This is a genomic window from Microcoleus sp. Pol12B5 (assembly GCF_036701335.1).
In the GTDB taxonomy this organism is placed as follows: domain Bacteria; phylum Cyanobacteriota; class Cyanobacteriia; order Cyanobacteriales; family Microcoleaceae; genus Microcoleus.
Map to the genome: position 1 here is coordinate 22289 of NZ_JAUBQQ010000072.1, position 9660 is coordinate 31948.

The window sequence follows — 9660 nt, forward strand, 5'->3', positions numbered from 1 at the left end:
ATTGTAAGAATTCATTTACGATCGTCCAAATATTCCCCAAGGCTTTAGCGCAGGGGACACAGGGCGCGGTAGTACGTCCGGTAAGGGTAACACCTTATAAAACAGTTTGATCGTCAATCGTGAAAAATTGACCAATCAAACCTGTAACTATCAAAAAGCTTCGCTATTAAACTACTGCTTGTAAAACCATTCATGCCTGTGATTGAAAGAAGACAAAATCGCAACCTACCCCAGATCAACGAAAATATTCGATACCCCAAAATCCGGGTAATCGATACCGACGGCGCGCAACTAGGGATATTGACGCCTGCAGAAGCGCTGCGCCTGGCAGAAGAAAAAGAACTCGATCTCGTACTTGTCAGCGACAAAGCTGACCCGCCCGTATGCCGGGTAATGGACTATGGGAAGTACAAATTTGAGCAGGAAAAGAAAGCGCGAGAAGCAAAGCGGAAGCAGCACACTGCCGATGTTAAAGAAGTGAAGATGCGCTACAAAATTGAAGAACACGACTACCAAGTGCGCCTCAAACTAGCAGACCGCTTTATCAAATCTGGGGACAAAGTAAAAGCCACGATCATGTTCAGAGGTCGGGAAATCCAACACAGCAACCTAGCAGAGGACTTGCTTAAGCGCATGGCCACAGATTTGCAGGAAATCGCAGAAGTGCAGCAAGCGCCGAAAAAAGAAGGACGCAGTATGATGATGCTGCTGTCGCCGAAAAAAGTATAAATAGATAGTCATTAGTGAGCAGTCATCAGTCATAAACTGGTGACTGATAGCTGATGACTTCCGAAGTTAGTCAGGAATAAGCTACCACACAGGGAAATCAACGCTGCATGGAAAATTTTCAAATCAGCGGTTCGGCGGGAGTAAGACAAGGAGTGCTACGATCGCTCAACCTGCGATCGGAAGAAGTAGAGCGAACCGCACTGATGTTCCTCGTCTACACTCTAACCTCCGTCGGGCTGATCTGGCTGGAACTCAGCACAGTAGGTCTGTTTTTAGACGAGTACGGTGCAGACAAAATGCCTTTTATCTACATAGCCAGCGCCTTTATCGGTTCGGGCTTGGGATTTGTTTATTCGTGGTTGCAAAAAATCCTGCCGCTGAGGCGCACCGTCGTAGTGGTTCTGGGCATGATGTCGGTACCGCTATTTTTGTTTCGATTCGGAATAGGCTACGAAAATACTAAGATAGCTGGCATTAGCATCGCTTTTATTACTATTTTTTTGATGTGGCTATGGGTGGAAGCTTGCTATGTCCTCAATGACCTTAATACTTCTATTACTTCCAACCAACTGTTTAATATTAGAGAAATCAAGCGCACCTATCCGCTAGTCAGTAGTGGCTATCTAGTAGCTGGAGTAGTCAGCGGATTTTCTCTGCCTGTTTTGCTGTACGTAGTCGGACTCAAAAACGTTACCCTCATATCGGGGCTGATGGTGGCAACAGGCTCGGTGTTGCTCTACTACCTCACGGAAAAATACAGCCAAGCATTCCCGGAAACGGCTCACTGGACGGATGACGACGAAGACGACGACCAAGAAGAATTTACCGCCCGCAAAGTTACAGGCCCACTTCAAAAATACGCCGTACCTCTAGTCAGTTTCTTCATCCTCGCAGAAGTCGTCTATGTGCTGGTAGATTTCCAATTCTACAGCCAGCTAGAATACCAAAACCCGGGGGACGGAGCTAGCTGGATCGCTAGCTTCCTGGGCATTTATGAAGGCATACAAGGCCTGTTTCAAGTGGCGACTCAGTGGTTCGCTTCGAGCCGATTGGTGGAAAGAATTGGTGTATTCGTGACGGCGATGATTTTGCCGGCGGGCATCGCTATACTAGGGGTGCTGACCATAGGAGCATCTCTGGGCCAGCTAGTATCTGTGTTTATCGGGCTGATATTGCTGAGATTTTTAGACGAACTGCTGCACTACACGCTTTTGGAAACCGTTAGCCCGGTTTTATTTCAACCGATTCCCGACAATATTCGATCGGGCATTCAAACTCTGGTCAACGGTGTGGGCGAACCTTTGTCCTGCGGAGCTACAGGAGTAGGCATCCTGATTATGCTGTGGGTGACAGGCAAGATACTTCCCCAGCAAGACGAAAATGTATTTCACGACCAGCAAAGCTTGATATTTATTGGCGTGATCGTCATATTGGCACTGTTGTGGGTGTTTGTCGTATGGTTGATCCGCTCTCAATACGTGGGTTTGTTGGTCAAAAGTGCGGAGCGGGGGCGCTTGGGAGTCACAGACGTTGACCTCAAAGCTCTCAAACGCGCAGTGGTGGAAACTCTACAAAAGCCGGGCGGCGAAGATGAAAAGCGCTCTTGCATAGAACTCCTGACGCAAATTGACCCCAAAAATGTCGGAGAAGTTCTGGCTCCCCTCCTCGATTCGCTGTCCCCAGGTTTGCAGCGCCAGAGCTTGGAAACGATGCTGCAACACCCGAACCCCGCATATTTAGAATCAGTCCGCGCACTCTCGCAGCAATCCTTGCCGCCGGAGGTTCTGGCCTTGGCTTTGCGCTACATCTGGCTGACGGAAGCTGAACCGAATATTGAGAGCTTGAGGCCTTACTTGCAGCCGACGGTCGATCCGGTGGTGCGGGGGACGGCGGCTGCTTTAATTATGAGAAGGGGCGATCGCCTGCAAAAGGCAGAGGCTACTAACACGCTTCGCCAAATGCTGACGCACAAGCAAGAGCGGGAACGTGTTATGGGGACGCGGGCTCTGGGAGAAGCTGATTATTTGCAAGGACTGCGGCTGCATATCCCCAATCTGTTGCAAGATGAATCTCTGCGAGTGCGCTGCGCTCTGTTAGACGTGATTTCGTCTACTCATTCGGAAGAATATTATCCTTCGCTGCTGCGCGGACTTGGTTACAAATCGACTAGGGAAGCGGCTTTGCAAGCTATAGTCAAACTTCACAACGACGCCATTCCTTTGCTCGTGTATTTGGCTGAGGATATCCACAAGTCGGATTTGGTCAGGTTGCAAGCTTGGACGGCTCTGGGTCAAATTGGGACAAATGAGGCGATCGACATTTTGGTCAGCAATTTGATGACGGCTTGGGGAACGACGAGGCGCAATATCCTCCGCATCCTGTTGAAAATGCCTTCGGAAGCTGGGATAGAAGGGGTTCTAGACCGCATCGGCCGTAGCGGCTTGGAAACTCTTATCGAACAGGAGTTAATGTTTATCGGTCAAATTTATGCAGGTCTGGTAGATTTGTCTGGGGTAACAAGCTACGGCAATTTCTCAGAGCGAGAGGCTAACAGCGCTCGGAAACCGGGGAACGATACGGCTCAATTGTTGCAGCGGGCTCTGGCGGGGTTGGAAGCTGATGCTAGGGAGCGGTGTTTTTTGCTGATGAAGTTTCTTTATCCGCTGGACACGGTACAAGCGGCTGCTTTCAACATCGCTTCTGGCCAACCTTCTTTGGTTGCTAGGGGATTGGAAATTCTCGATAATACTGTGGATATAGCTAGGAAGCGATCGCTCATCAATTTGTTAGACCAACACTCGGAAAGAGAAAAATTGAGCAACCTCTCGGAATTGATGGTTTACAAACCTCTAGCCCCTAGCGATCGTTTGCGCCGCTTGCTAGAATTGCGCCATTTCCTTTCGGATTGGGCATTGGCCTGCTGCTTTCACTTGGCGAGGGAAGCGCGCTGGAGTCTTACGGCTCAACAAACTCTCGTCTGTCTGCAGCACCCGACGGGTTTTGTCCGCGAAGCAGTGTTAGCCTATTTGAAAATAGCCTCGCCCCGGGCTTTGGTCGAATTGTTGCCCAGGCTGCAAAATGACCCCGATAATTTGGTATCCGCTCAAGTTGAAGAGATGATGGCAGAGTTGGGTGCTGGGGGAAAAAGGTAAAGAAGGAAGAAGGAAGAGGGAAGAAGGAAGAAGGAAGAAGGAAGAGGGAAGAGGAAATAAAAAGAAACTATGTCCAATGCCCAATGCCCAATGCCCAATGCCCAATGCCCAATGCCTCTTCCTCTTCCTTTGTTTAAGTTTAAATTAATCATTGCATCTCATTATGTTAACAAGCGTCGAACGCCTATTGTTTGTGAGGGAGGTTCCGATTTTTAAGGAACTGCGGGATGATTTTCTCGTGCGTCTAGCATCGGTAATGGATGAACTTTCGTTTCCTTCCAAGCACAGGATTTTTACGGAAGGACAAGAAGGGCGGTCTCTCTATATTTTGGTATCGGGAACGGTGCGCGTGCATATAGGCGATCGGGATTTGGCACAGTTGAAAGCAGGGGCTTGTTTCGGAGAAATGTCGCTGTTTGATGCGGAACCTCGATCGGCTTCTATTTCTACTCTTGAACAATCCGAGTGTTTGATGCTGACTCAAATGCAGCTTTATGATGCGATTGATGAAACGCCGGGAATTGCGGTGAATATTATTCGCTTGCTGTCGCGCCGGATTCGGGAGTTGAATCAAAAGTTGAATGCTAAAGAAGCCATGATGCCTCCTACAGAGACTGTGAGAGTTCCTGAAATGCGATGAAATTGGGGAATTGAGAATTGTGTTTTTAGTCGATCGGTAATTCTGCACAATTTATATTCTGTAAGGTGCCAATAGCGCATAATTTCTCTGGCTAGTGTCCGCTATTGGCACCTTACGAATAGCCAGGGTAAACGCATCTAAATTAATTTGATAACAAGGTGAATTTGTGCATAACTAAATAGGACTTGCTGAATAATTGATCGCTTTTTGGCGATGGGGAGTGATTGATTATTCAACCAGAGTTAAAGATGAGTTTTTCCTGCCTCATTTTGAGTAAAATATAAGCGCAAATTATGTTAAGCCCAAAAACAGGGATTGTTTTCCCCGAACCGCATACAAACATACAAAAAACCCGGCGCCACCAGGTAGAAAGGTTCATTACTAATAAAGTGATAGTGATAGCAATAGCTGTAATAGAGGTATTCTCAAGTTGTGTCATTACCAGATTCAGGTTAAATCTTCGTTTACGCAAGCCCCAAATTTTCCTTCAATTGCTTGACGAATCCTCTCCTCTTCCTTTGCTTGCTTCTTTTTTTCTTTACTCACATTGGCTGGAGGTCTTTCTAGAGGTGGTTAACTGATTCTAATTCCTTTTTCTTTAGACCAAGCTCGGTTTTCTCGCTTTACGATAAATCCGCTCTGCATGAACGGACTCACCAATAATATCCTGTGAAGCTATAATAAGCTTCTACTGATGCTTTCAAGTCTCCTGATTCCTTAAAATTATCCCAGCTCATCCGGTCTAAAAATACATATCCTTCAAATTAAGATTTAATTTAATCGCTGGTATTTATAATTATGAACTTTCTTTAAAGACTAAATTAGATATCGCCTGAGACTTTCGCAACAGGTATAATAATATTCTCATCAAAAAAAATGTAACTATAGACAAGCACCAAACCCGAATCTTTATCAGTCATAGCCAATCTCAAATCTCAAATCTCAAATGGCATGACTATCACCAATAAGACCGGCCCTTCCAAAAAACTCCCACAGTAACTCCGATTAGTGCAGCTTCCGATAAACTTGCTAATAAAGGAGGGATGGGTAGGAATGACTTTAACACCAAACCCAAGAGCACGCAGAAAACTAAAACCCACAAACTAACTCGGTTGAGCAAAAATTGTTGTTGCCAATACTCTAAAAAGTACACTGCTAAAGCTCCCATTCCCAGTGCAGCAACGAAAGGTATCAATGTCCCGAGGGATGGGCCGTAAAGAAGCGTCACGACGTTGCGGATTGGCCGCGATTGCGTGAAACCCCAGGCTAAAAATAACTCCAATCCAACCACGATGCAGTTGACGAGGGCGGCAATTTGCAGCATTTCTTGCCAAGGTAAAAGTTTTAAGCGCCGCAGAAAATTACTCACGATCGGCAGATTAGGTAGGTTGCTTTGATTTTATAACAGTTTTGCCCTGGTGATCGACCTTTGATGACAATTTGTGAAGTAAAATAAAGATATAGAGCAGTCTCTTGACAAATTCACCCAGAGTACCTGCCTATTAGTTGTTGGAACCGTGAAAGGAAAAAAGTTATGGTGGAGAACACTGTCGATTGTGCTGTAGCTTGCGTCAATGGCTGCGTTCTGGGCGACAAGTGCCCGAAGCGGGAATACGCAGAAGCAACGTCCAACTTTATTGAAAATGCTTCTCTGGATAAAATGCTAGAAATAGCAGAGGAAGCGGTGAGAAGGAAACGGACGGAACCCCCCAAATGGATAATTCCTGATTTTCCCGAATAGAATTAACATCCACATTAAAAAGCGATCGCCCGTTGCAAAAGGGCGATCGCTTTTTGTATTCCCAATGAAATAGCCGATCGTAATCCATATATTTCCTGGGATAGAAGCTTTGAGCTTAAATAGCAATTATGATGCCAGTTAATGACACCCATTTGCAATAAATAAAAATAATTCAGCTCAAGTGAAATTCGGACATTTTTAATTTAATTGAGTTCAAAAACAAACAGGAGCAAGTCTCGTGGCACAGCAAAAGGAACGCAAGGCAAAAACAACAATAGATGGTGATAATTTGGGCGAATTGCCTCAAGAAATTACCGAATCTTACGGTATCGGTGTCATCGCTCAACCGGAATTGAGCGATGATGACATAACAAATCTGCAGGACAGCAGTTCGGAATACTCTTCCACTTCCCAAATCGGCGGCGAGGATGGCGATCAGGCTGCGGAACAAGAAAGTGCCACTGGCGAGCAATCTGTGGGCGGAACCGCGCCTACTCCAGACCTGGATATGGTTGACGAACTCGGAGCCGCTGCGGGCATAGAATTGCCAGATGGCGCTATTTTGCACACAACAAATATGCTTGAACGTCGAGATGAAAGTCGCTGGGAATTAGACCCGAGTTCTGCGGAAGATTATCAGGAACGACCGGATTTCTAGGCTTATTTTGTACAAAAAAATAGGTAGTATAATAGGAGCGGGTTCACCAGTATCCATACTTCATATCCCAAGTATTTGTAAATCCGCCCCTCCTCACCTTTGCTCTCGCAACACGTATCCAAATCCCCTAACCGTATGCAGCAGGCGTTTGGAGTTACTTGCTTCTAACTTAATCCGTAACGCACGAATATACACTTCAATAATTTTTGACTCGCTTATAAAATCGCAACCCCAAAATTTTGCTAAAATCCGGTCGTTGGTAATGACTTGACGGGGATTTTGCAGCATAAATTCTAACAAATTAAACTCTTTGGCAGTGAGTTCAATTAGTTGATTACCTCGACAAACTTCATGGGTTAAACCGTTCAATACTAGGTCTTCAAATTGTAAATTATCCGGGTCATTTGCTTGAGTTCGGTGCAGACGTGCTTTAACTCTCGCGAGGAGTTCTTCCATACTGAAAGGCTTAGTAACATAATCATCGGCCCCAGCATTTAATCCAGTCACGCGATCGGGTACTTCATCTTTTGCTGTCAACATAATTATTGGTACTTGAACACCAGTCGATCGCAACCTTAAACAGATGTCTAATCCAGAGATGCCGGGAAGCATCCAATCTAAAATTAATAAATGCGGTTGAGCATCACGAGCGATCGTTAATCCATCCAATCCATTTGGGGCGACAGTGACGTGATATCTTTCCAGAGTAAGTTCAGATTCGATGAATTTTGCCAGTTTAGGGTCATCTTCAACAAGGAGAATGCGATCGCTCATAGCTGCGGATTCCAGACAGGTAAGGTGATAGTAAAAATACTACCTTCTCCCGGTTTAGAGCGGAGCGTAATACGTCCTTCCATGCCTTCGATCAGGCTTTTGGCGATCGCCAATCCCAACCCTGTACCGTCTCTAAAGCGCGTCATTGACTCATCCACCCGGTAAAATTGTTCAAAAATCCGGTTTTGATGGGGGAGAGAAATACCAATTCCGCGATCGCCGACATGAATCATTACCTGCTGTTCCCTCTTTTCTAAGACTAACTGAACTGGTTGTTCGGGAGCAGAATACTTGATTGCATTATCGACTAAGTTAATTAACACTTGTTGTAAACGATCCTGATCCGCACAGGTTACAACATCCTCATCATTTGACACGAAAATGATTTTCCGATTGCTAACTTTTTGACTCATCTGGGCTACCTAAGCCACCAGAGTATTCAGTATCACCGGATTCAAACGAAAGTGCAAGTTGCCACTATCAGCCCGTGCCAAATCGAGCAAATCTTCCAACATCCGAATCGTGCGTTCAGTTTCCCCAACGGCTGTTTCCAGTGCTTGTTGCTGATAGTCACTTAAGTTAGTGCTTCGTCACAGCAAACTTTGTAAATAACCAACTACAACCGTCAGAGGAGTGCGTAATTCGTGGGAAACATTACCGACACATTGGCGTTGCTGCTCCCAAGAACCAGATAAGCGAAACAACATCTCATTAAAGGTTTGCGCTAGTCCTAAAATCTCATCAGGAGTCTGATGCAGTTGGAGTTTTGCCGCCTGCAAATTATCAGCAGACAAAGTGCTAGCTACCTGACTCATATGTTCCAAAGGATGGAGAGCTTGACGAATGCGACTGGCGATCGCCAACATTAACACTAAGATTACCACAATACTGACAAAAATTAGACTGCGAATCCCATCATTTAATTGACGTTGCTCATCAGTGATATCTTGAGAGAAATATACCGTACCCAGCGACTCATTTTTAATCCTCAGAGTTCTGGTACAGATCACAGGGTAAGAGCGTCTCAATCATGCTTGACAAAAGGAATCCGAAGAATCTAAGATCGGGTCAAGAAAACAAGAACTGATAATTTGAATCAGATAATCATTATCCATAGCTGCCCGTTTCATTTTTTGTCGAAGACTACGTTTGTAAGTAGGTTCGCAGTTGAGGGCATTCAGCGCAATACGTCGCAGGACAGCCAAATTCCGGGGACTGTGGAAAGAGCGAATCCGGCAAGCATCTTCTGCAAAGGTACAATCTAAAGTCCAATGAGCCTGATTTTCAATCCCCCAATGTTTTCGGATGGCTCGACCCAAAAGTTGGGCATCACTATCTAAAGAAGTTAGATAGAATTGCACTTCCCGAGTAGTTTTGTTCCAAAGATGACGCACTCGAACAACCATGACCACACTTTTTAATCCCGCCCATAATCGCGGTTGGTAAAGCTCACCAATGACCGTAATTGGCACCGACCAAACTTGGCGGATTTCTCGCCGATGATGACCGGACTCAATCCGTTGCTCATAACTGAAATCAATCCCGGAAAATTGCTGTGCAGAAGCTCTCTCAAACCATTCTTTAACCTGATGATGGAGAGTGGGATGATTAGCTTTAAGTGTCAGGACATAATTTCCTTTTTTTTCAATAATCTTTTGAGCAATTTCAGTTTGAGTCCCCATAGCATCAATAGTAATGATAGAATCAGTGATGTCTAGCAACTCTAATAATGCCGGAATAGCAGTAATCTCATTCGATTTATCATCCACTTTCATCGGCGCCCAAACAAGACGTTGTTCAGAAGACCAAGCAGTAATAACATGAAGTGCCGATTTGCCTTGATTGCGGTCATAAGAACCTCTAATTGTCTTACCATCAATGGGAATAATTTCTCCTCCTGTCTTAGTGACGAGAGTTTCTACCCATCGTCCAAAGCATCGATTTAATGCTTCTGGGTCAAGGAACT

At 45.4% G+C, this 9660-nt stretch carries 9 protein-coding genes and 2 pseudogenes; 5 read left to right on the forward strand and 6 right to left on the reverse strand.

Features of this window, described 5'->3' with window-relative positions:
• Window positions 1–192 precede the first annotated feature (192 nt).
• The 3 genes from infC (at window position 193) to QUA24_RS22860 (ending at window position 4521) form a co-directional block, all read left to right on the forward strand.
• Window positions 193–729: a translation initiation factor IF-3 gene (gene infC / locus QUA24_RS22850; RefSeq protein WP_006635262.1), complete on the forward strand. Its 537-nt coding sequence runs from the start codon at window positions 193–195 to the stop codon at window positions 727–729.
• Window positions 730–836: 107 nt separating this feature from the next.
• Window positions 837–3881, forward strand: coding sequence for a HEAT repeat domain-containing protein (locus tag QUA24_RS22855; RefSeq protein WP_333232300.1), 3045 nt, complete (start codon window positions 837–839; stop codon window positions 3879–3881).
• Between the two features lie 163 nt (window positions 3882–4044).
• Window positions 4045–4521, forward strand: coding sequence for a Crp/Fnr family transcriptional regulator (locus QUA24_RS22860; protein ID WP_190660410.1), 477 nt, complete (start codon window positions 4045–4047; stop codon window positions 4519–4521).
• 232 nt (window positions 4522–4753) lie between these two features.
• Here the strand turns inward: QUA24_RS22860 and QUA24_RS22865 are convergent.
• Window positions 4754–5282: pseudogene (locus QUA24_RS22865) on the reverse strand (transposase); the annotation flags it as partial.
• Window positions 5283–5479: 197 nt separating this feature from the next.
• Window positions 5480–5890, reverse strand: a complete 411-nt coding sequence (locus tag QUA24_RS22870; RefSeq protein WP_333232302.1) for a peptide chain release factor 1 — start codon at window positions 5888–5890, stop codon at window positions 5480–5482.
• A gap of 165 nt (window positions 5891–6055) precedes the next feature.
• Here QUA24_RS22870 and QUA24_RS22875 point away from each other — a divergent pair, with 165 nt between their 5' ends.
• Together QUA24_RS22875 and QUA24_RS22880 are read left to right on the forward strand one after the other, a co-directional pair.
• Window positions 6056–6262 (forward strand): hypothetical protein, encoded by a 207-nt coding sequence (locus QUA24_RS22875; protein WP_333232304.1) that lies wholly within the window; start codon window positions 6056–6058, stop codon window positions 6260–6262.
• A 238-nt stretch (window positions 6263–6500) separates the two neighbouring features.
• The gene (locus QUA24_RS22880) at window positions 6501–6920 is read left to right on the forward strand and encodes a DUF6335 family protein (RefSeq protein ID WP_333232306.1); all 420 of its coding nucleotides are present in this window, start codon (window positions 6501–6503) and stop codon (window positions 6918–6920) included.
• A 93-nt stretch (window positions 6921–7013) separates the two neighbouring features.
• Here the strand turns inward: QUA24_RS22880 and QUA24_RS22885 are convergent, their stop codons facing one another.
• The 4 genes and pseudogenes from QUA24_RS22885 to QUA24_RS22900 all read right to left on the reverse strand — a co-directional run.
• Window positions 7014–7694 carry a response regulator transcription factor gene (locus QUA24_RS22885; protein WP_333232308.1) on the reverse strand — a complete coding sequence of 227 codons (681 nt, stop codon included), beginning with the start codon at window positions 7692–7694 and terminating at the stop codon, window positions 7014–7016.
• On the reverse strand, window positions 7691–8107 hold the full coding sequence (locus QUA24_RS22890) for an ATP-binding protein (protein ID WP_333232310.1): 417 nt from the start codon (window positions 8105–8107) through the stop codon (window positions 7691–7693). The genes QUA24_RS22885 and QUA24_RS22890 overlap by 4 nt, the downstream gene beginning before the upstream one ends.
• 9 nt (window positions 8108–8116) lie before the next feature.
• Window positions 8117–8560: pseudogene (locus QUA24_RS22895) on the reverse strand (histidine kinase dimerization/phospho-acceptor domain-containing protein).
• Window positions 8561–8722: 162 nt separating this feature from the next.
• Window positions 8723–9660, reverse strand: a 938-nt coding sequence (locus QUA24_RS22900; protein WP_333232312.1) for an ISAs1 family transposase, incomplete at its 5' end; no start/stop codon positions are given.